Consider the following 18854-nt stretch of genomic DNA (forward strand, 5'->3'; position numbering starts at 1 on the left):
CCCCGAAACCCCAAGGCGGTACTTGCTGGCATGATCAGCAGCATGCGTTCCCGCATCCCGCTCCCGGAGGACCGCCCCTGGCGCGTGCTGGGCCTCATGTCCGGCACCAGCGCCGATGGTGTGGATGTCGTGGCCGTGGCGGTGGATCCCGCCGCCTTTCCGGATGGCCGGCCCTTCCGGAGCCTCCTCGGGCACCATGCCTCGCCCTATCCCGAAGCCCTCAAGGCGGAGGTGCTCGCGGCCGCCTCGAACCACCTGGATCCGGCCGGCCTCTGCATCCTCCAACGGCGATTGGGAGACCACCACGCCCGCGCCGCGGCGGACCTGTGCACGGCGCTTGGGCTGAAGCCCGACCTGGCCTCCCTCCATGGACAGACCGTCCAGCATCATCCCGCCGAGGGAGCCAGCCTCCAGCTGGCGGATCCCTATGTGCTGGCGGAGGCCCTGGGCTGCCCGGTGGTGTGGGATCTCCGGCGTCGCGACCTGGCCCTGGGCGGGCAGGGCGCCCCCCTGGTGCCTCTGCCCGAGCGGTGGCTGCGCGGCACGGAGCCCTGGCTGGCCCTGAATCTCGGCGGCATCGCGAACCTGGCCTACTGGGACGGGGCCCGCCTCCACGCCTGGGACACGGGTCCAGGCATGTCGCTCCTGGACCTGGCCGCCCGCCGCTGGCTGGGGCAGGCCTTCGATCCCGGTGGAGCCGCGGCCTCAGGTGGCGTCCACGACGGCCTGCTGGCGCGCTGGATGCGGCACCCCTACTTCCAGCAGGCGCCGCCCAAATCGACGGGCCGCGAGGTCTTCGGCGGAGCCTGGCTGGAGGAGGAAGCCGCCGCCCTGGAGGCCCTGCCTCTGCCGGATCGCCTGGCCACCCTGGCGGCCTTCAGCGCCGAGGCTGTGGCCCACGAGGCGGCCCGCCTCGCCCCCCTGGCCCTGGGCACGCGCGGCCTGGTGAGCGGCGGCGGCGCCCTGCACGGACGGCTGCGGTCGGAACTGGCCTCCCGCCTGGCACTCCCGCTAGCGGACGACACCACCTTCCCCTCCGGAGCGCGGGAGGCCGTGAGCTGGGCCCTGCTCGGGGCGGCCAGCGCCCTGGGCGTGGCGGGCAACCTCCCCGAGGTGACCGGCGCGACGCGTCCAGTGGCCCTCGGGAGCTGGGTCTGGCCGTGAGGTGGGCGCGCTGGATCGACCACCTGCCCCTCTGGGTGGCCCTCGGAGCGACCGTCGCCACGGACATCTACGAACCGGGCGAGCTGGTGGTCATGGCCCTGCCCCTGGGGGTGGCCGCAGCCGTGGAGATCCTGCGCTGGGATCTCGGTCGGCACCACCGCTGGCTGGAGGTGGGCGCGCTCATCTTCTTCCTGGCGGATCTCGCCCGGGGGCGCGGCGTGTTTCCCGTGGCCATCCACACCCTCTTCCTGCTGGCGGGTGTCCGGCTGGCCCTGCCCCGGGAACTCCCCCAGCGCCGCCAGCTGGTGCTGATGGGGTTCCTGCTCTTCCTCGCCACGGCTGCGAGCACCACTGACCTGGTCTTCCTGCTCTGGTCCCTGCTCTGGCTCGGCTCGGCGGCGGCGGCCCTGCTCCAGCAGGCCTGGGAGACCTCCGCCAGCCTCCGCCGGGGGGTGCTGTTCAGCCCGCCCTACGCGCGCGTGCCCGCCTGGATGGGGGCCGCGCTGGTCCTGGGCGCGGGCTTCTTCCTGATCCTGCCGCGCCTCAACGCCGGCCTCCGGCCGAGGGCCTTCCTGGGAACCGCCGCCATGGCCGCCCGGGCCGGCTTCGGGGACCAGATGGACCTCGGCGGCGGGGGGCCCATCGCTCCCAACCCGGAAGTCGTCCTGCGCATCGTCCCGCCCCCGGGCACGGACACGGCCTCGCTGGCGGGATCGGACCTGCTGCGCGGGGTGGCCCTGGAGACAGTCCAGGGGATGCACTGGAGCACCTCCGATCTGACCCCACCGGGTCTCCGGGGGGAACGCGGCGCCAGCAGGACCCAGCAGGCGGAGTTCCTGTTCTCCCCCAGCGCCCAGGGCATCCTAACCCTGCCCTACGGGACCGTCCGCCTCAGGCCCGACCTCTCCCTTCGCCTGGGCGGCGGAGGCAGCATCCGGTGGCGATTTCCCCAGAGCCGCCCCATCCCGCTGGACGTGGTCTGGAGCCTGGGCCGCCCGGAGGTCTCCGAGCCCTGGCTAGCGCCCCGCCGGCTGGAGCACCTGACGGAGCTAGGGTCCGAACACGAAGCGGCGCGCCGCTGGAGCCTCCGCTTCGCGCCGGGGATCCTGTCCACGCCGGAGCTGGCCAAGGTGCTTGAGCAGGACCTGCGCGGATTCCGCTACACCCTGGACAACCCTTCCGGACGGGCGGCGAATCCCCTGGAAGACTTCCTGGACCGCACCCAGGCCGGCCACTGCGAGTACTTCGCCTCGGCCATGGCCCTGATGCTCCGTGCCCGGGGGGTGCCCGCCCGGGTGGTGAACGGCTTCCGCCTGGGCCCCTGGATCCCCGAGGGCGGCTACTTCCGCGTGAGCCAGGACCAGGCCCACAGCTGGGTGGAGTACTGGGACCAGGGCCGCTGGCACGTGGCGGACCCCACGCCCGCGACCGCGGGCCAGGATACCCGGGGCGCCACCTCGGGCCTCGGCCTTCTCGTGCGCTGGCTGGACAACCTGCGCTACCAGTGGGACCGGCATGTGGTGCGGTTCTCGGACCAGGATCAGATGGCCGGGCTCTCCTGGATGCAGGCTCGGCTCCAGGGCTGGGAGTGGCGCTGGAAGGCGCCTCCGGCGGGCCTGTCCTGGGGTCTCGCCCTGGTGGCCGCGGGCTGGGTCGCCTGGCGCACCCGGCGGCACTGGCGGCCTGTGCCGCCTGGCCCCGGAAGCATCCGCGCGCTGCGCCCCCTGCTGGACCGGACGCGCCGCGGCGCGACTCCCCTGACCGGCGAGACGGCCCGGGCCTGGCTCCTGCGGCTTGGGGCCCTGCGGCCGGAGCGGGCCGAGAGCCTGCGGAGACTCGCGGACGCGGTGGAGACCGAGGCCTACGGCGGCCGGAACGGCACAGCCTCCGCCTTGGCGAAGGCAGAGGCTGTGGCCTGGCGGGGCTGGAAAGCCCCTATCTGACGAACTTCTCGAAGGCCTTCATGAATTCCATGGGCAGGGGGAAGACGATGGTGCTGTTCTTCTCCACGGCGATCTCCGTGAGGGTCTGCAGGTAGCGCATCTGGATGGCCGTGGGGTTCTGGCTGATCTTGTTGGCGGCCTCCAGCAGCTGCTGGCTGGCCATGAGCTCGCCTTCGGCGGCGATGATCTTCGCCCGCTTCTCGCGCTCGGCTTCGGCCTGCTTGCCCATGGCGCGCTGGATCTGCTCGGGCAGGTCCACGCTCTTCAGCTCGACGCTGTTCACTTCCACGCCCCAGGGCTCGGTGGAGCGGTCGATGATCTCCCGCAGGCGGGCGCTGAGTTTTTCACGGTCGGCCAGCAACTCGTCCAGGCTCACTTCGCCCAGGATGGAGCGCAGCGTGGTCTGGGCGATCTGGCTGGTGGCGTAGTAGTAGTTCTCCACGCCGATGATGGCCTGCTTGGGATCGAGCACCCGGGAGTAGACGACCGCGCTCACCTTCAGGCTCACGTTGTCGCGGGTGATCACGTCCTGGCTCGGAACCTCCAGCACCGTGGTGCGGAGGCTGACGGTGATGGCGGTCTGGAAGGGACGCCACACGAAGCAGAGGCCGGGCCCCTTGGGCTTGTCCTCCACCTTCCCGAGGGTGAAGACCACCAGCCGCTCGTACTCGTTCACGACCTTGAGGCAGGCGAAGAGGTAGATGACCAGGATGGCCGCGACCGGGCCGAAGCAGCCGAACGATGAAGCGAGCAGGTCAGGCATGGAGAGCCTCCGGAGGGATGCCCCATCATGCCAGCAGAACCCCGGGGCTCCAGCGAAAACCAACCCCAATATCTGCTATTCTCTCGTCGCTTTCTTCCCGGAGATGCCATGAGAGTCCCAGCGCTTATCCTCCCCCTTCTCCTGGGCACGGGTCTCGCCGCCCAGACGACCACCTTCAACGGGGGCCTGCAGACCGGCCTCAACCTTCCCGTCGGAGACTTCGCGGACAAGAAGGGAACCCTCGGCGAGTACGTGGGCGCCAATGGCGGCGTGGGTCTCCACTTCGGCGGCCACTTCGACTTCAATTTCACGCAGCACCACCAGCTCCGCCTGATGCTCAACGCGAACGGCTTCGCGAGCAAGGAGCAGACGATCTTCGGCAACACCCAGCAGAACACCTTCAGCGTGGCGCAGGCCGGGGCGGACTACGTGTTCAACGCCACCTCGCCGGTCCATGGCGGCTACTTCCTGGTGGGCCTGAACGTCAACCGGATCAAGGCTACCTACGAGCTCGCGGGCTATCCCGACCTGGAGTCGAATCAGTCCGGACGCCTGGGCCTGCGCATCGGCGGCGGCTACACCTTCAACCGCCTCTTCAGCCTGGAAGGCCACTTCAACAGCGTCTCGGTGGAGAAGACCGGGATCGACGGCCTGGGCATGGACTCCCTCACCTGGTTGTCGATCAGCGCCGTGTTCCGGTTCGGCCGCTGACCTATTTCCGCACGAACGGGTTCGTCTCCGCCTCCACCCCGAGGGTGGTGGCGGGGCCATGCCCGGGGATGACCAGCGTGGCGCCATCCAGCACGTAGAGCTCCCGGCGGATGCTCTGCTCCAGCGCCTCCCGGCTGCCGCCCCAGAGATCCGTCCGGCCCACGCCACCGCGGAAGAGGGTGTCTCCCGCCAGCAGGATCCGGCCCTGATCGAATTCACCGTGGAAACAGCAGGAGCCCGGCGTATGGCCCGGGGTGTGGAGGGTGGCAAGGTCCAGGTGGCGATCGCCGGCATGCAGATCCGTCATGTCGGGCTGCGGGATGGTGGGCATCCCGAACATTCCGGTCTGTTGCGGCAGCGCCTCGATGAGGAAGGTGTCGTCCCCGTGGAGGTGGGCCGGACACTGCCAGAGGTCCTGCAGTTCTTTCGTGGCCCCGACGTGATCGAAGTGGGCATGGGTGTGGAGCAGGGCCGTCACCTTGAAGCCCAGAACCTCCACGCGTTTCCGGATCTTCGCGCCGTCGCCGCCCGGATCCACCACCACCCCCAGGCCGGTGGCCGGCTCCCACAGCAGGGAGCAGTTGCAGCCCAGGGGGCCCACGGGGAAGGACTCGAGGTTCAGCATCCCCCGAGTGTACGGCCTTCCCCGGCGGCGATCCGGCGTTCCTAGTCCTTCACCACCATCTCAGGCTTGAGGATCTTCTCGGTGTAGGTGAGCTTGGGCTTCCAGGCCTCGAACTCCTTGGCGCCCGCCTCCTCGGACACGGGTTCGACCTTCCCGTGCCCCTTGAAGAGCCCGGCCCGGATTCCCACGCGGAAGTAGTAGGTCTTGCCCGCCTCGACCGGGAACATGAGCTGGTCGTCCTTCTTGTCCGCGTAGATCCCATGATCCCCCGGGGCCACGGCCACCTTCAGATACGAGCCGCTGCTGAGGTAGGCCACCTCGACCCCGTCCACGTAGATGGAGGGCCGGAGGGCCCCGCCGACGAAGCGGCTCTCCCGGTAGAAAAGGAGGATGGCCTTGCCGGCGCTCTCAGGCGCCTTCACCGTCTCCACAGGCTTGGCGGCCTCGGCGGGGGCAGGCGCCTCGGCCGGTTTGGCCGCTTCCATGGGCTTGGTCTCTGGCGCCGCCGGCGTCGGGGTTTCCTGGGGCTTGGGCATCGGGGCGGGAGCCGGTTCCGGAGAGGGTTTGGCCGGAGGTTCGGTCTTCGGCGCCTCGGGAGGCGGCGGAGTCGACGGCGGGGTCTGAGCTCCCAGGGCGAGGGACAACAGGGCGGATAGCAGAACGGGGGTGGAGCGCATGGCCGGCCTCCTGGGGCGGAAAGAGCGGGAAAGGGAAGAAGAGACGGTTGATTCTAGATCTGTCCCGGGCTCGTAAAATAAAGAAAGACAATCCATGAATGGGTCTTTTATTTCTTGCCAGGAGGCTCTCCCATGACGACGTCCCCGCGTTTCGCACTCATCCTCATCCAGGCCCTCGCCTCGGCAGCGGCCCAGGAGCCTGCGCCCCAGCCTCCGCCCGCGCCTCCCGCCCCTCCCGCTGCGGTCGCGCCTGAGCCTGCGGTCCCAAAACCACCGGCGTTCAGAGTCCTCGATGACGGCCTCCTCCAGGAGTCCTGGTTCGGCGTGCCGGTGGATTTCAGGAGCGAGAAGGAGATCGATTTCCTGTGGGTGAAGCCCGGGTTCAACCTCACCGGCCGGCAGCTCCGCCTGCGGAGCTGGGAACCCGCGGTCATGCTCCAGAAGCAGCGCGACGAGAAGGACCTCAAGAAGGCGGCCGAGTTGACCTACCTGTTCCCGCTCGTGCTGCGCAACACCCTCGGGCCCACCTTCGGGACCCGGGTCAAGCTCTCCAGCACGGAAGGCGACCTCACCCTCATCGGTCGGTTCGTGGACGTCAACGCCGGCTCCCAGAACGCCAAGCTGTTCATCTGGATGGGGGCGGGCAGCGGCACGGCCACCTGGGACCTCAAGATCGTCGACACGCGGACGAACGAGCTGCTGCTGGCCGTCCATCACCGCTGCGTCAGCGGGTCGGCCTTCACGGAGGTGCAGGACAAGCTGGAGAAGTGGAGCCGGATGTTCGCCAGATACCTGAGCGACACGGCCCTCCACTGAGGCGGGACGGCGCCTGCGGCCCCAAGGCCGGGAACCGGTAGAGTGGAGGACTGAAAGCTGTCGTTTCATGGGAAGGCCATGCCCGTCCGCACCAACATCGACCGATCGGAAAGCCTGCGACGCAAGCTGGCGGACCTCCCGCAGCGGCCCGGCTGCTACCTCTACCGCGACCAGAAGGGGAACCTGCTCTACATCGGCAAGGCGAAGGTGCTGCGGAACCGGGTGAAGTCCTACTTCCAGAACAAGCACCAGGATGCCAAGACCCGCCGCCTGGTGGCCCGCATCTGGGACCTGGAGTTCATCGTCTGCGAGACGGAGCTCGAGGCCCTGGTGCTGGAGAACAACCTCATCAACGAGCACCTGCCGCCCTTCAACATCCTGCTCCGCGACGACAAGAGCTACCCCTACGTGAAGCTCACCTGGAAGGAGGCCTATCCCAAGGTCTTCGTCACACGGAAGGTGCGGAAGGACGGCGGCCTCTACTACGGCCCCTTCTTCCCCGCCAGCACCGCCTACCGCACGGCGGAGTTGGTGTACCGGTTCTTCCAGATCCGCGACTGCGACATCGACATCGACGGCAAGCGCGGCCGGGCCTGCCTGAAATACCAGCTGCATCGATGCACGGCGCCGTGCATCGCCGCCGTGAGCCAGGAAGCCTACCGGGAGCAGGCCAAGGAGGCCCGGCTGTTCCTGGAAGGCAAGCGCGACGAGCTGAAGGCCCGCCTGGAGGCCGCCATGTGGAAGGCCGCCGAGGCTGCGGCCTTCGAGCAGGCCGCCCAGCACCGGGACGCGCTCCAGCAGGTGGACGCCTGGTTCACGCGGCAGAAGGCCGCCGGCCCGAACCTGGAGGACATGGACGTGTACGGCAGCGCCGTGCTGGATGGCCGCGCCTGCGTCCACCGCCTCATGCTGCGGGACGGCCGCATGATGGGCCGCCAGGAGTATGTGCTGAATGAGGTCGAGACCTTCGACGGCGCCGTGCTGGCCGAAGTCCTGCAGCGGGTGTACAGCGCCGATCCCGTGCCCGGCCGCATCCTGGCGGAGATCGAGCCGGACGATGCGGAACTGCTGCGGGACTGGCTGGGCGGCATGCGCGGCTCCCGTCCTCAGATCCAGGTGCCCAGGAAGGGCGAGAAGGTGGACCTGCTCGCCATGGCCCAGGAGAATGCCCGGCTGGCCCTGGAGCGCAAGTTCGAGCCGGCGCGGCTCAATGAGGCGGTGCTGGAGGGCCTGCAGGCATTTCTCGGCCTGAGCCACCTGCCCAGGCGCCTCGAGTGCTTCGACATCAGCCATGGCCAGGGCCGGGAGGTCGTGGCCAGCTGCGTGGTGTTCAGCGACGGCGTGCCGGACAAGGCCCGCTACCGCCGCTTCAAGATGACCAACGAGCAGAACGACGACTTCGCCAACATGCACGAAGCCGTCACGCGCCGTTACAAGCGCATGCGGGACGAGGGGCAGGAATTCCCGGACCTGGTGCTGATCGACGGCGGGCTGGGGCAACTGCACGCGGCGGAGGCGGCCCTGAAGGACCTCGGCATCGATCAGCTGGAGCTGGGCAGCCTGGCCAAGAAGGAGGAACTGGTCTTCCGGCCAGGCTCCAGCGAGCCCCTGCGCATCCCCAAGTCCTCACCCGTGCTGCAGCTGCTCCAGCGCATCCGCGATGAGGCCCATCGCTTCGCCATCACCTACCACCGGGCCCTGCGGGCCAAGCGCACCCTCCAGACGGAGTTGACCCAGATTCCCGGGATCGGCCCCGCCACGGCGAAGAAGCTGCTCCAGGCCTTCGGCAGCGCCACCCAGGTGCGCGCCGCCGAGGAGGAGCCCCTGATTGCAGCCATCGGCAAGGCCGGAGCCGCCAAGGTGCTGGCCTGGCGGAGCGTCCCGGAGCCCTCCGGGGCTACTTCCCCGCCCCCTCCAGCCGACTGAGTTCGGCCCGGGCCACCTCGCTTCCGGCTTGAGCCGCCTTGCGGTACCAGGAGAGACCCTTCTCGCGATCCGGTGGGACATCCAGGCCGTAGTAGTACATGGCCCCCAGCATACGCATGGCATTGGCATCGCCCGCCTTGGCCTGATCCAGATAACCCCTGGCTGCGCCGGGAACCTCCGCCTCGGGTGCCGCCACCCGGACCCTGGCGGGCTGGGCCACGGAGCCCCGCGACGACAGGAGGAACACCGCCCCGCCCAGCACAAGGACCGCCCCGAGGACCAGGGACACCTTCCAGCCCCGGCCCCGGGAAGTCCCGGGTGCGGGACGGGGCGGCTGGGTCTGCCCGGCGGTCCCCGCCGGGAGGGAGATCTTCTGGGTCCGCTGGGGCGCCTCGGAGGTGAGGGGGAGAACCAGCTTCTGCGTCTGGTCCGGGGAGCCTTCCTGGCCTGGCCGGGTCTCGTGGTTAGGCATGGGCCCCCCCTGGAATCTCGAACCGCACCACCCAGGATAAGGCCAGAGGGTTCACGGGGCCTCTCCCGGGCCCAGCTCCAGAGCCTTCACCCAGTGCCCGAGGCGGGGCGTGAGGGCCAGGAAGAGGAGCGGCGCGAGGATGATGAAGCCGAACACATGGCGCACCGCGTGCTTCCCCACCAGGAGCCAGTAGATCAGGCCATAGAGGCTGCTCAGCTCGAACAGCGCCGCATAGAGCAGGGTCTCCCGCCGCACCAGCCCTGGCCGGCTGGGTTCGGGGATCTGCCGGAAGGTCCTCAGCATCACCCCCCGGCGCCAGAGCACCCAGGCGGCGGAAAGGAAGACCAGCCCCGTGAAGACATAGCCGATCTGGAGGAGGTCGCCTTCGGGGAGGTGTTCACCGGCGGGGACCCCTCCGGACAGGATCAGACCCCCGATCAGGGTCGGGGTGCCCAGGCAGAGCACGAGCCCCACCAGGCGGGCCTGCAGATAGGCCACACGCAGCGGTCCCGGTGCCTCGCTCACGCGGCCTCGGCCGCCTTGACGCGGATCTCCCCGAAGGTCTCGCCCTGGACCAGCGAGATCCGGCCCGTACGGACCAGTTCGAGCAGGGCCAGGAAGGTCAGCACCAGCTCCTCGCGGGAGCGGGCCTGGCCCAGCAGGCCCTGGAAGGGCTTCCACAGGCCATCCTGGAGGTCGCGGAGGACTTCCACCACCCGCTGCTCCAGCGTCTTGGGCTGGGTCCGGACCTCCACCGGCGGCGGCGGCAGCAGCCGCTTCAGCGCCTCGCGGTAGGCCCCCAGAAGGTCGAAGAGGGTGGCGCGGATGGGCTCATCCTCCACGCGCCGGTGGTCCTCCAGATCGAGGCCGGGAGCGAAGGCGATCTTCTGCCAGTCGGACTCCCGCTCCGAGAGTTCCCGCGCCGCGGCCTTCACCTGCTGGTAGTCCAGCAGCCGCTGCACCAGCTCCTCCCGGGGATCCTCCTCGCCCGTCTCCTGGGGCGGACGCGGGAGCATGAGCCTGGACTTGATCTGCAGCAGCTGGGCCGCCATGGCCACGAACTCCGCCGCGATCTCCAGGTTCAGTTCCTCCATCAGCTTCAGATAGTCCATGTACTGCCGCGTCACCTCGGCCATGGGCAGGTTCAGGAGGTCCAGCTTCTGCTCGTGGATGAGGTGCAGGAGCAGGTCCAGAGGCCCATCGAAGGAGGACAGGTGCAGGGCCAGCCCCCGGAACTTCGTTTCGAAGCCCTTGGGCGGCTCGAAGGTCCGCGATGCCTGAACCGACGCCTCCGGCACCGGCTCGGCCACGGATTCGGGGATTTCCTGGGGGGTGTCGGACATGGGGTCATTCTACCTCGCCATCAGCCGCCCTTGAGCGACAATGGAAGGCCATGGCACGCCCCCCCGTCCTCCCCGGCCCCCGACCCGACTGGCTGAAGATCCGTGTGCCGGCGCCGGAGGTGGTGGCCGAGGTCGAGGGCCTCATCCGCGAGCAGCGCCTGGTCACGGTCTGCGAGGAGGCGCGCTGCCCCAACCTGCATGAGTGCTGGGGCGTGCACCGGACGGCCACCTTCATGCTCATGGGCGACGTCTGCACCCGCCACTGCGGGTTCTGCAATGTGGGCAAGGGCCGCCCGGGGGAGCTGGATCCGGAGGAACCCCAGCGCGTGGCGGAAGCCGTGGCCCGCCTGGGTCTGAAGTTCGCCGTGGTGACCTCCGTGAACCGGGATGACCTTCCGGACGGCGGCTCCGCCCACTTTGCCGCCACCATCCAGTGGATCCGGACCCTGTCGCCCCACTGCGGCGTCGAAGTGCTCATCCCCGATTTCCGCGGCAGCGAGTCCGCCCTGCTCACGGTGCTGGAGGCCCGGCCCGACGTGCTGAACCACAACGTGGAGACGGTGCCTCATCTTTACCGGCGCGTGCGGCCGGACGCCGACTACCTCCAGAGCCTCACGGTACTGCGCCGAACGGCTGAGTGGCGCGATGCCCATGCCCCGGCCATGCGCGTGAAGAGCGGCATCATGGTGGGCCTGGGCGAGACGCCGGAGCAGGTCCTGACGCTCATGGCGGACTGGCGCGCCTCCCGCGTGGACATCGCCACCATCGGACAGTACCTCCCGCCCTCCGGGCTGCACCTGCCCCTGGACCGGTTCGTGGAACCGGCCGAGTTCGACCTGTACCGCCAGAAGGGCCTTGAGATGGGCTTCCAGCGGGTGGAATCCGCGCCCCTGGTGCGCTCCAGCTATCACGCGAAGGAGAGCTTCGAGGGCTGATCGCCCCCGAAGCTCTCTTGTCGACCGCCCTGCCCTCAGGCCTTGGCGTGATCGCTCAGGCCCAGGAACTGTTTCTCGAAGGAGGACCAGTCCACGGCCCCCGTGGCCTGGGGTGCGTCCGCCGTCCGGAGGCGGGTGATCTCGTCCTGGTACCAGTCGATGACGGGCTGCCCGATCTTGAGGGCCGGCAGTTCCCCGGCCAGGTCACTCGGGGTCATCAGGCAGACCCAGCCGCGGTCATAGGGGCTGTGGATCAGCTCGCCGGGATCCGTGAGCAGGCCCGCATTGTCGTGCTCGATGCGGCCGCTCAGCGGCGCGGCCACATGCACTTCGCCGGTGGCACCCTTCAGCGTGAACAGGGTCTCCCCCTGACGGAAGGTCTTGCCGCGCTCCGGGAGCACCACGCTCTTCACGGGGCCCAGCGCCTTGCGCACGAAATCGTCGATGCCCACGCGGATCTGGCCTTCCGGTTCGATGCGCACCCAGGCATGGCCCGTGGACAGGAAGGCGCCACCCGGCACGCAGAACTCGCTGGCGGACACCACCTCGGCCATCTCCGGCGCCACCACCCGCACATTGGGCCGCCGCTGGGCCTCGATGCGGGCCTCCCGCTTGATGAGGAGCTTCTTCGCGAAGTCCGCCAGCTCGTCGGCGGTGAAGGGCTTCTGGACGTACTCGCAGGCGCCGTGCTGGAGGGTCTGCACGGCGGTATCGATGCTGCCATAGCCCGTGATCACCACCACATCGATGTCGGGCCGCAGGTGCTTGGCGGCCTTCACGACTTCGACGCCATCCATGTCCGGCATCTTGAGGTCCGTGAAGAGGAAGTCGTAGTCGTGCCGCTGGATCAGGCCCAGGGCCTCGGGACCGTGCTCGACCGTGTCCACGCTGAAGCCCTCCAGCACCAGGATCCGACGGAAGGAATCGAGCACCACGGCCTCGTCGTCCACCGCCAGGATGCGGGCTCTCGGATTCGGCACCTCCACCCGTTTGAGGCTCTTGGCCTCATGGGTGAAATCGAGGTGGATGGCCGTGTTCAGCACAGCTTCCCGGGCCTGCCGCTCGCGGGTCTCGCGGATGCGGCGGAGGCTGGTGCGCACCAGGAAGTCGATGCCCACGAAGGCGACGAACATGAAAAGGATCAACAGGGCGGTCATCGAAACCTCCTAGGTGGTGGTGGGAATGGGGGGCTGGCCGCTGCCGGCGCCCTCGCCGGATTCAGTGGACGTGGGAATGCGCAGGGTGAAGCAGGTGCCCTGTCCGGGCTCGCTGTGGACTTCCAGGGCGCCACCGTGGGCTTCCACGATGCCCCAGCTGACCGCGAGGCCCAGCCCGGTGCCATGGCTGCCCTTGGTGGTGTAGAACGGCTCGAAGATGCGCGGCAGGTCTTCCGGCGGGATGCCCCGCCCGTTGTCCCGGACCAGCAGTTCCACCGAGCCTTCCGCGCCGGTCTGCGTGGTGACGCGGATGGTGCCGCCGCCGTCGCCGATGGCGTCCCCCGCGTTGAGCAGCAGGTTCACGGCCACCTGCTGGATCTGGTTGGCGTCCGCCTGCACGACGGGCAGCTCGGTGGCCAGGTCCAGTGAGAGATCCACCTGGTTGAGGGAGAGCTGGGTCATCACGACGGACACGGCCCGGCGCACCACCTCGTTCAGGTCCATGGGTTTCCGCGCGGGCGGTGTGGGCCGGGCGAAGTCCAGCAGGCCCCGGATAATCCCGCGGCACCGCACCGTCTCCCGCACGATCACATCCAGATCCTCCGCGGCCTCCGCATCGTCGGCGAGCCGCTTCCGCAGCAGGGAGGCGTAGCTCAGCACGCCGGTCAGCGGGTTGTTGATCTCATGGGCGACTCCGGCCGCCAGGCGACCGACCGAGGCGAGCTTGTCCGCCTGGGCCAGCTGGCGCTGGGTCTCGGCCAGCCGCTGGGTCATGGTGTTGAAGGCTCCGGCCAGTTCACTCAGCTCATGGTTGCCGCTTACGGGGATGGTGGTACCGAGGTCCCCCTCGCCCACCCGCCGGGTGCCGGCCACCAGGGCCGCCACGGGCCGGACCACCAGCCGCCGGTTGAGCCACCACAGCATCAGGCTCCCCGCCAGGATGGCGGCGGCGGCGGAGAGCGTGATCAGCATCCGGCTGCGGCCGATCTCGCGATCCACTTCGGCGAGGGAGATGTTCACGTCCAGGACGCCCAGGAGGCTCTGTTTCGCGGCATGGGCGTGGCAGTCCGCCGTGGAGCAGGAAGGCTCGTTGGGGATGGGATTGATGAGGCCCAGGACGCGGGTTCCGTCGGGGGCCCGGAAGGTCCGGGCCCGGGCCTGGATGCCCAGCCGTTCCAGGGGCCGGCCCTCCGCGTGGCAGGCGTAGCAGGCCTCGCCCCGGATATCGAGGCTGGAACCGATCTCCTCCTCCGCGGAGGAGAACATGACGCGCCCCTCCTTGTTGAAGACCCGGACCTTCCGGATGCCTTCGCCCTGGAGGCCGCCCACGGCGCGGATCTGCCGGTGCAGGTTCTCCCGGCGGTTCTCGAGCATGTCGAAGTGGGTGGCGCTCTTGATCGTCTCACTCAACTGGTCCGCACTGCGGGTCCGCTCCGCCAGGAGCTGGGCGGTGTGCGACCGGAGCAGGGCGAAGGCCATGCCCCCGATCACCACCGCCGTGGCGAAGCCGGCGCCGAGGATCAGACGAGTGCCGATGCGGGTCCGCATGGCTAGGGCCTGCCTTCAGAACGGATGTGGGCCGCGACGCCGGCCAGCCGCACTCCTGGCAAGGCGCCGGCCGCCGGGCGATGCGAGACATCGTTCAAGGCCGGCAACGCAACCAGGGGGGCGGCTGGCCCCGTCCCGGAGGGCAAGGGGCGGCGCCCGGCGCGATACTGCGTCGAACTCCTCGCCAATAGTGCCGCAATTGCCATCGTCGTTCTCCTTGTCTCGCTTGGGCGGCGCCCCTTGCGCGGCCACACCCCGTTCTGAAGGCAGACCCTAGGCTCCTATGGCCGGTTCCTTGGGACGCTCCGCCACCGGGCCTTCGGGGAAGACCGAGAAAGTGCGGACGGCGAAGGCGAAGACCGCCATGCCGATGGCCACCAGGCCCAGGGACACGGTGATCTCCATGGCCGAGGGCAGGTAGCGCGTGCCGGAGGCCGCCTCCATGCCCGTGATGCTCACGTTCAGGCGGTTCATGACGAACCCGAGCACCGCCAGGAAGGCGCTGCCCACCAGCCAGTCGGGGTTCGTGCGAAGGCGTCGGAACGACATCAGCACCACCGGCAGCACCACGCCGAGCGTGAACTCGAGGAGGAACATGCGCCCTTCATAGCTGAGGTTGAAGATCGTCCCGAACGCGTGGTTGCGGGCGATCCCCTGCAGCCGCATGAGGCCGTAGATGCCCAGCGCCACCACCATGCCCCGGGCCAGGGGTTCCAGGAGGTCCATCTCCAGGTGGCGGTGGAAGGCCCGCTTGCTGAGGTACGACTCCAGGACGATCATGCCGATGCCCGCGCCGATGGCCGAGATGTAGAAGTGGAGCGGCAGCATCGGGGAGTACCAGAGCGGATGCAGCTTGCTGGGGACGATGAGGTAGAGCGAGCCCAGCGACGACTGGTGCAGGGTCGAGAGGAGCACGCCGAGGATGACCAGGGGTGTGATGAGCTGATGGATGAGCTTGGCCGGTGTGTGGAAGCCGAAGTACTCGAGCACCACCGGGGCGAACTCCACAGCCAGCACCGTGGTGTAGAGCATCACGCACCAGGCCACCTCGAACATGACCGAGTGCGTGTTCCAGTAGATGATGGCGTGCCAGATGCGCCAGGGCTGGCCCAGATCGAGCAGGAGCGCCACGATCACGAAGGCGTAGCCGAGGAAGCCCGTGAGGATCGTGGGGCGAACGATGGGCTCGAAGCGATGGAGGTTGAAGAGGTGCACCACGGCGGTGAGGGTGAAGGCGCCGGCGGCCAGGCCCACGCCGCAGAGGAGGTCGAAGCCGATCCAGAGGCCCCAGGGGAACTGGTCGCTCAGGTTGGTGACCGCCCCGAGGCCCTTGGTGTAGCGGATCACGGTGACTGCGCAGAAGGCGAGGAACAGGACCACGAAGACCGCTGTCCAGAAACCCGGCCGGAACCGGCGCGGCGCGAGCGTAGCGAGGGTGTTCATGACCGGTCCTCCCGTTCATTGCCTTGTCCGTTGCGGCCATGGCCGTTGGCCGTGGCCTTGGCCACCTCCTCACGCCGGGCGGTGATCCAGTGCACCCCATACAGGAAGACGGCCCACACCGCCACGAAGTCGGGGATGTTCGACAGCACCTGCCAGGTCTTCATGGCCGGAGGCTCGCCCGGCAGGTTGGACTTCAGCCCCAGCTTCTCGAAGGGCACGTTGGAGATCATCAGGACCGAGGTTCCACCGGCTTCCGTGAGTCCGTAGATGTGGTCCACGTAGGCCCCGGGCTTCTGCCGGATGCGGGTGCGGGCCTCCCAGATCAGATCCTCCTTCTTGCCGAAGATCGTGGCCTCCGCCGGGCAGGCCGCGGCGCAGGCGGTGGGCTGCCCCTCCTTGATGCGGCCCGCGCACATGATGCACTTGCCGACCACGGGCACCGGCCGGTCCCATTGGTATTTCGGGATCTCGAAGGGACAGGCCATCATGCAGTAGCGGCAGCCCATGCAGCGCTCGGCATCGTAGACCACCGGCCCTTCCGGCGTCTTCTTCAGCGCGCCCACGGGGCAGACGGAGGCGCAGGTGGGCACTTCGCAGTGCATGCACAGGCGCCGCACGTTGAGGCCCTCCCGCTCCTGGACCGTGGTCCAGGTATAGGCCGTCAACACCTCCTCTACCTTGCCCGGTAGCTTGTTCTGCTCCTTGCACGCGGAGCTGCAGGCGCCGCAACCGATGCAGCGCGTAGCGTCGAAGAGAAGGCCCATGCCCATGGGTTCTCCTGCCTTTTCAAGTTTCCGGGAGGTATTCCCGGAGGTTCGAAAGAAGCATCCATTCGGGCGAAACCATAGTCAACCCCTTGGTATGAATTAAAAATGACGATGTTGTCTCATATAAGAAAAAAGCTTCGCTTTCGCGAGCCACTTCCCAGGAACTGCATGGGTTAGGCCATCCCGTTCTTCGCGCCATCCCCCGTTGCAGGGGCGGGTTTTCCGTTCCCCGGCTTCAGCCCCCCTACTGGTGGTTTTTTGTCACTTTGCAACACCCTCTAAGGACATTCAGGTCGCCTTACCCTCACGGCCATGCCGAGAAACGCCCTGCGACCGCGGGGCGTTTCTCGGACAACTGCCGGCTGATGGCTCTTAATACATGTCGCGACGATGCGGGGCCCCCTGGGAGCGAATCACGCCCATCCGAGCCCCCCCAAACTCCTAGCCAGTGCATCCAAAAAAAGGCCCCGCAACCGCGGGGCCTTTCCACGAACCGCAGTCGCGGCTGATTAATACATGTCTTCCATGCCGCCCATGCCGGGGCCCGCGGGAGCGGGGGCCTTGGGCTCGGGGAGCTCGGTGATGATCGCTTCGGTGGTCAGCATCATGGCGGCCACGGAGGCGGCGTTGCGCAGCGCGGACTTGGTCACCTTGGCGGGATCGACCACGCCGAACTTCACCATGTCGCCGTACTCATTGGTGGCGGCGTTGTAGCCGTAGTTGTCCTTGCCCTCGCGGACGGTGTTCACGACCACGGAGCCTTCGACGCCGGCGTTGTTGGCGATCTGGCGGAGGGGCTCCTCCAGGGACTTGCGGACGATCTCGACGCCGGTGGCCTGGTCGCCGGTGACCTTCAGTGCGGCGAGCTTGGTCAGGCTGCGGAGCAGCGCGACACCGCCGCCGGCCACGATGCCGTCCTCGACGGCGGCCTTGGTGGCGTGCATGGCGTCTTCCACGCGGGCCTTCTTCTCCTTCATCTCGGTCTCGGAAGCCGCGCCCACCTTGATGACGGCGACGCCACCCACGAGCTTGGCCAGGCGCTCCTGCAGCTTCTCCTTGTCGTAGTCGCTGGTGGAGACCTCGACCTGGGCGCGGATCTGCTTCACGCGGCCCTGGATGGCCTCGGTGGCACCGGCACCCTCGACGATGGTGGTGTTCTCCTTGTCGATGACGATCTTCTTGGCGCTGCCGAGGTCAGCCAGCGTGAGGTTCTCGAGCTTGAGACCCAGATCCTCGCTGATGGCCTTGCCGCCGGTCAGGACGGCGATGTCCTCGAGCATGGCCTTGCGGCGGTCGCCGAAGCCGGGGGCCTTCACGGCGGCCACGTTCAGGGTGCCGCGGATCTTGTTCACCACGAGGGTGGCCAGCGCCTCGCCGTCCACGTCCTCGGCGATGATCAGCAGGGGGCGGCGGCTGTTGACGACCTGCTCCAGCAGGGGCAGGAGGTCGCGCATGTTGGAGACCTTCTTCTCGTAGGCGAGGATGTAGGGGTTCTCCAGCTCGACCTTCATCTGGTCGGGATTGGTCACGAAGTAGGGGCTGAGGTAGCCGCGGTCGAACTGCATGCCCTCGACAACCGTCAGTTCGGTCTCGCGGCCCTTGGCCTCTTCCACCGTGATGACGCCGTCCTTGCCGACCTTCGCCATGGCTTCCGCGATGATCTTGCCGATCTCGGCGTCGCCGTTGGCGGAGATGGTGCCGACCTGGGCGATGGCGTTGCCCTCCACGGGCTTCTTGATGTCGTCGATGGCGGCCACGACGGTGTCGACGGCGAGGTCGATGCCCTTCTTGATCTCCATGGTGTTGGCGCCGCTCACGACGGCCTTGATGCCCTCGCGGTAGATGGCGCGGGCCAGGACGGTGGCGGTGGTGGTGCCGTCACCGGCGATGTCGGAGGTCTTGGAGGCGACCTCGCGCACCAGCTGGGCGCCCATGTTCTCGTGCTTGTCCTTCAGCTCCACTTCCTTGGCGACGGTGACGCCGTCCTTGGTCATGAGCGGGGAGCCGAACTTCTTCTCGATGAGGACATTGCGGCCTTTGGGGCCGAGGGTGACCTGCACCGCGTCGGCGAGCTTGTTCACGCCGCGCAGGATCGCCTGACGGGCATCTTCGGCATAGATGATGGACTTGGCCATGTGTGTCTCCGAAATGGGTAATGGTTGGGTTCGGTCGAGGTACTTGGCTGTCAGCTCTCGGCTCTCGGCTATCAACGGACAGCTGATGGCCGAGAGCAGAAAGCGGCGTTAGCCGACGATCGCGAGAATCTCGTCTTCGCGCACGATCACGTGGTCGACGCCGTCGATCTTCACTTCCGTGCCGCTGTACTTCCCGATCAGCACCTTCTCGCCAGCCTTGACGGACATGGGGTTGCGGGTGCCGTTCTCGTTGATCTTGCCCTCGCCGACGGCCACCACTTCAGCCTCCATGGGCTTCTCCTTGGCGGTGTCGGGGATGATGATGCCGCCCTTGACGGTCTCGGCGGCGTCGACGCGCTTCAGCACCACGCGGTCGGAAAGAGGCTTGATAGCCATGGGACCTCCTTGGAAAGAAGTGAAAGGGACGAA

The 18854-nt window shown here is 68.2% G+C and carries 18 protein-coding genes; 6 read left to right on the top strand and 12 right to left on the bottom strand.

Going from position 1 to position 18854, the window contains the following annotated elements:
* The first annotated feature begins 42 nt into the window (after positions 1-42).
* A complete protein-coding gene (locus MLE43_RS11265) occupies positions 43-1164 on the top strand; it encodes an anhydro-N-acetylmuramic acid kinase (protein WP_243304056.1) in 1122 nt (373 codons plus the stop codon).
* Positions 1161-3107, top strand: coding sequence for a transglutaminase TgpA family protein (locus tag MLE43_RS11270; RefSeq protein ID WP_243304057.1), 1947 nt, complete (start codon positions 1161-1163; stop codon positions 3105-3107). The genes MLE43_RS11265 and MLE43_RS11270 overlap by 4 nt, the downstream gene beginning before the upstream one ends.
* On the opposite strand, the gene MLE43_RS11275 is transcribed toward MLE43_RS11270, so the two are convergent.
* Positions 3100-3870 carry a slipin family protein gene (locus tag MLE43_RS11275; protein ID WP_243304058.1) on the bottom strand — a complete coding sequence of 257 codons (771 nt, stop codon included), beginning with the start codon at positions 3868-3870 and terminating at the stop codon, positions 3100-3102. The two genes, MLE43_RS11270 and MLE43_RS11275, sit on opposite strands and share 8 nt — an antisense overlap.
* A gap of 108 nt (positions 3871-3978) precedes the next feature.
* On the opposite strand from MLE43_RS11275, the gene MLE43_RS11280 reads away from it, so the two are divergent.
* Positions 3979-4581: a hypothetical protein gene (locus MLE43_RS11280; protein WP_243304059.1), complete on the top strand. Its 603-nt coding sequence runs from the start codon at positions 3979-3981 to the stop codon at positions 4579-4581.
* 1 nt (position 4582) lies between these two features.
* Here the strand turns inward: MLE43_RS11280 and MLE43_RS11285 are convergent, their stop codons facing one another.
* On the bottom strand, positions 4583-5206 hold the full coding sequence (locus MLE43_RS11285) for an MBL fold metallo-hydrolase (RefSeq protein ID WP_243304060.1): 624 nt from the start codon (positions 5204-5206) through the stop codon (positions 4583-4585).
* Positions 5207-5247: 41 nt separating this feature from the next.
* The gene (locus MLE43_RS11290; RefSeq protein WP_243304061.1) at positions 5248-5883 is read right to left on the bottom strand and encodes a DUF2846 domain-containing protein; all 636 of its coding nucleotides are present in this window, start codon (positions 5881-5883) and stop codon (positions 5248-5250) included.
* A gap of 132 nt (positions 5884-6015) precedes the next feature.
* Between MLE43_RS11290 and MLE43_RS11295 the strand changes: the two genes are divergently transcribed.
* Both MLE43_RS11295 and uvrC read left to right on the top strand, forming a co-directional pair.
* Entirely contained in the window at positions 6016-6699 is a 684-nt protein-coding gene (locus MLE43_RS11295) for a hypothetical protein (protein ID WP_243304062.1), read from the top strand.
* Between the two features lie 78 nt (positions 6700-6777).
* Positions 6778-8625, top strand: coding sequence for an excinuclease ABC subunit UvrC (gene uvrC, locus MLE43_RS11300; protein WP_243304063.1), 1848 nt, complete (start codon positions 6778-6780; stop codon positions 8623-8625).
* On the opposite strand, the gene MLE43_RS11305 is transcribed toward uvrC, so the two are convergent.
* The 3 genes from MLE43_RS11305 to MLE43_RS11315 are packed head-to-tail and all read right to left on the bottom strand — an operon-like array spanning position 8597 to position 10440.
* Complete coding sequence (locus MLE43_RS11305; RefSeq protein ID WP_243304064.1) at positions 8597-9097, bottom strand: tetratricopeptide repeat protein; 501 nt, start codon at positions 9095-9097, stop codon at positions 8597-8599. The genes uvrC and MLE43_RS11305 overlap by 29 nt on opposite strands.
* Before the next feature lie 51 nt (positions 9098-9148).
* A complete protein-coding gene (locus MLE43_RS11310; protein WP_243304066.1) occupies positions 9149-9622 on the bottom strand; it encodes a hypothetical protein in 474 nt (157 codons plus the stop codon).
* Complete coding sequence (locus MLE43_RS11315) at positions 9619-10440, bottom strand: segregation and condensation protein A (RefSeq protein ID WP_243304068.1); 822 nt, start codon at positions 10438-10440, stop codon at positions 9619-9621. Before MLE43_RS11315 ends, MLE43_RS11310 begins: the two co-directional genes overlap by 4 nt.
* A 50-nt stretch (positions 10441-10490) precedes the next feature.
* Between MLE43_RS11315 and lipA the strand changes: the two genes are divergently transcribed.
* The gene (lipA, locus tag MLE43_RS11320; protein ID WP_243304071.1) at positions 10491-11375 is read left to right on the top strand and encodes a lipoyl synthase; all 885 of its coding nucleotides are present in this window, start codon (positions 10491-10493) and stop codon (positions 11373-11375) included.
* 35 nt (positions 11376-11410) lie between these two features.
* Here lipA and MLE43_RS11325 read toward each other — a convergent pair whose 3' ends face one another.
* The 6 genes from MLE43_RS11325 to MLE43_RS11350 all read right to left on the bottom strand — a co-directional run bounded on the left by MLE43_RS11325 (position 11411) and on the right by MLE43_RS11350 (position 18821).
* Complete coding sequence (locus MLE43_RS11325) at positions 11411-12532, bottom strand: response regulator (protein ID WP_243304072.1); 1122 nt, start codon at positions 12530-12532, stop codon at positions 11411-11413.
* 9 nt (positions 12533-12541) lie between these two features.
* Positions 12542-14080, bottom strand: coding sequence for a sensor histidine kinase (locus MLE43_RS11330; RefSeq protein WP_243304073.1), 1539 nt, complete (start codon positions 14078-14080; stop codon positions 12542-12544).
* A gap of 273 nt (positions 14081-14353) precedes the next feature.
* Entirely contained in the window at positions 14354-15523 is a 1170-nt protein-coding gene (nrfD, locus tag MLE43_RS11335; protein ID WP_243304074.1) for an NrfD/PsrC family molybdoenzyme membrane anchor subunit, read from the bottom strand.
* Positions 15520-16293 (bottom strand): 4Fe-4S dicluster domain-containing protein, encoded by a 774-nt coding sequence (locus MLE43_RS11340; protein ID WP_243304076.1) that lies wholly within the window; start codon positions 16291-16293, stop codon positions 15520-15522. Before MLE43_RS11340 ends, nrfD begins: the two co-directional genes overlap by 4 nt.
* 506 nt (positions 16294-16799) lie before the next feature.
* Positions 16800-18425 (bottom strand): chaperonin GroEL, encoded by a 1626-nt coding sequence (gene groL, locus MLE43_RS11345; RefSeq protein WP_243304078.1) that lies wholly within the window; start codon positions 18423-18425, stop codon positions 16800-16802.
* A gap of 108 nt (positions 18426-18533) precedes the next feature.
* On the bottom strand, positions 18534-18821 hold the full coding sequence (locus tag MLE43_RS11350) for a co-chaperone GroES (RefSeq protein WP_243304081.1): 288 nt from the start codon (positions 18819-18821) through the stop codon (positions 18534-18536).
* Positions 18822-18854: the final 33 nt, after the last annotated feature.

Source organism: Geothrix oryzisoli (genome assembly GCF_022808865.1).
Taxonomy (GTDB): domain Bacteria; phylum Acidobacteriota; class Holophagae; order Holophagales; family Holophagaceae; genus Geothrix; species Geothrix oryzisoli.

Excerpts from the sequence above, each read along its gene's own strand:
- MLE43_RS11265 (WP_243304056.1), top strand. The coding sequence starts at position 43 with ATGCGTTCCCGCATCCCGCTCCCGGAGGACCGCCCCTGGCGCGTGCTG.
- MLE43_RS11275 (WP_243304058.1), bottom strand. The coding sequence starts at position 3,870 with ATGCCTGACCTGCTCGCTTCATCGTTCGGCTGCTTCGGCCCGGTCGCG.
- MLE43_RS11280 (WP_243304059.1), top strand. The coding sequence starts at position 3,979 with ATGAGAGTCCCAGCGCTTATCCTCCCCCTTCTCCTGGGCACGGGTCTC.
- MLE43_RS11285 (WP_243304060.1), bottom strand. The coding sequence starts at position 5,206 with ATGCTGAACCTCGAGTCCTTCCCCGTGGGCCCCCTGGGCTGCAACTGC.
- MLE43_RS11290 (WP_243304061.1), bottom strand. The coding sequence starts at position 5,883 with ATGCGCTCCACCCCCGTTCTGCTATCCGCCCTGTTGTCCCTCGCCCTG.
- MLE43_RS11295 (WP_243304062.1), top strand. The coding sequence starts at position 6,016 with ATGACGACGTCCCCGCGTTTCGCACTCATCCTCATCCAGGCCCTCGCC.
- uvrC (WP_243304063.1), top strand. The coding sequence starts at position 6,778 with ATGCCCGTCCGCACCAACATCGACCGATCGGAAAGCCTGCGACGCAAG.
- MLE43_RS11305 (WP_243304064.1), bottom strand. The coding sequence starts at position 9,097 with ATGCCTAACCACGAGACCCGGCCAGGCCAGGAAGGCTCCCCGGACCAG.
- MLE43_RS11315 (WP_243304068.1), bottom strand. The coding sequence starts at position 10,440 with ATGTCCGACACCCCCCAGGAAATCCCCGAATCCGTGGCCGAGCCGGTG.
- lipA (WP_243304071.1), top strand. The coding sequence starts at position 10,491 with ATGGCACGCCCCCCCGTCCTCCCCGGCCCCCGACCCGACTGGCTGAAG.
- MLE43_RS11325 (WP_243304072.1), bottom strand. The coding sequence starts at position 12,532 with ATGACCGCCCTGTTGATCCTTTTCATGTTCGTCGCCTTCGTGGGCATC.
- MLE43_RS11330 (WP_243304073.1), bottom strand. The coding sequence starts at position 14,080 with ATGCGGACCCGCATCGGCACTCGTCTGATCCTCGGCGCCGGCTTCGCC.
- nrfD (WP_243304074.1), bottom strand. The coding sequence starts at position 15,523 with ATGAACACCCTCGCTACGCTCGCGCCGCGCCGGTTCCGGCCGGGTTTC.
- MLE43_RS11340 (WP_243304076.1), bottom strand. The coding sequence starts at position 16,293 with ATGGGCATGGGCCTTCTCTTCGACGCTACGCGCTGCATCGGTTGCGGC.
- groL (WP_243304078.1), bottom strand. The coding sequence starts at position 18,425 with ATGGCCAAGTCCATCATCTATGCCGAAGATGCCCGTCAGGCGATCCTG.
- MLE43_RS11350 (WP_243304081.1), bottom strand. The coding sequence starts at position 18,821 with ATGGCTATCAAGCCTCTTTCCGACCGCGTGGTGCTGAAGCGCGTCGAC.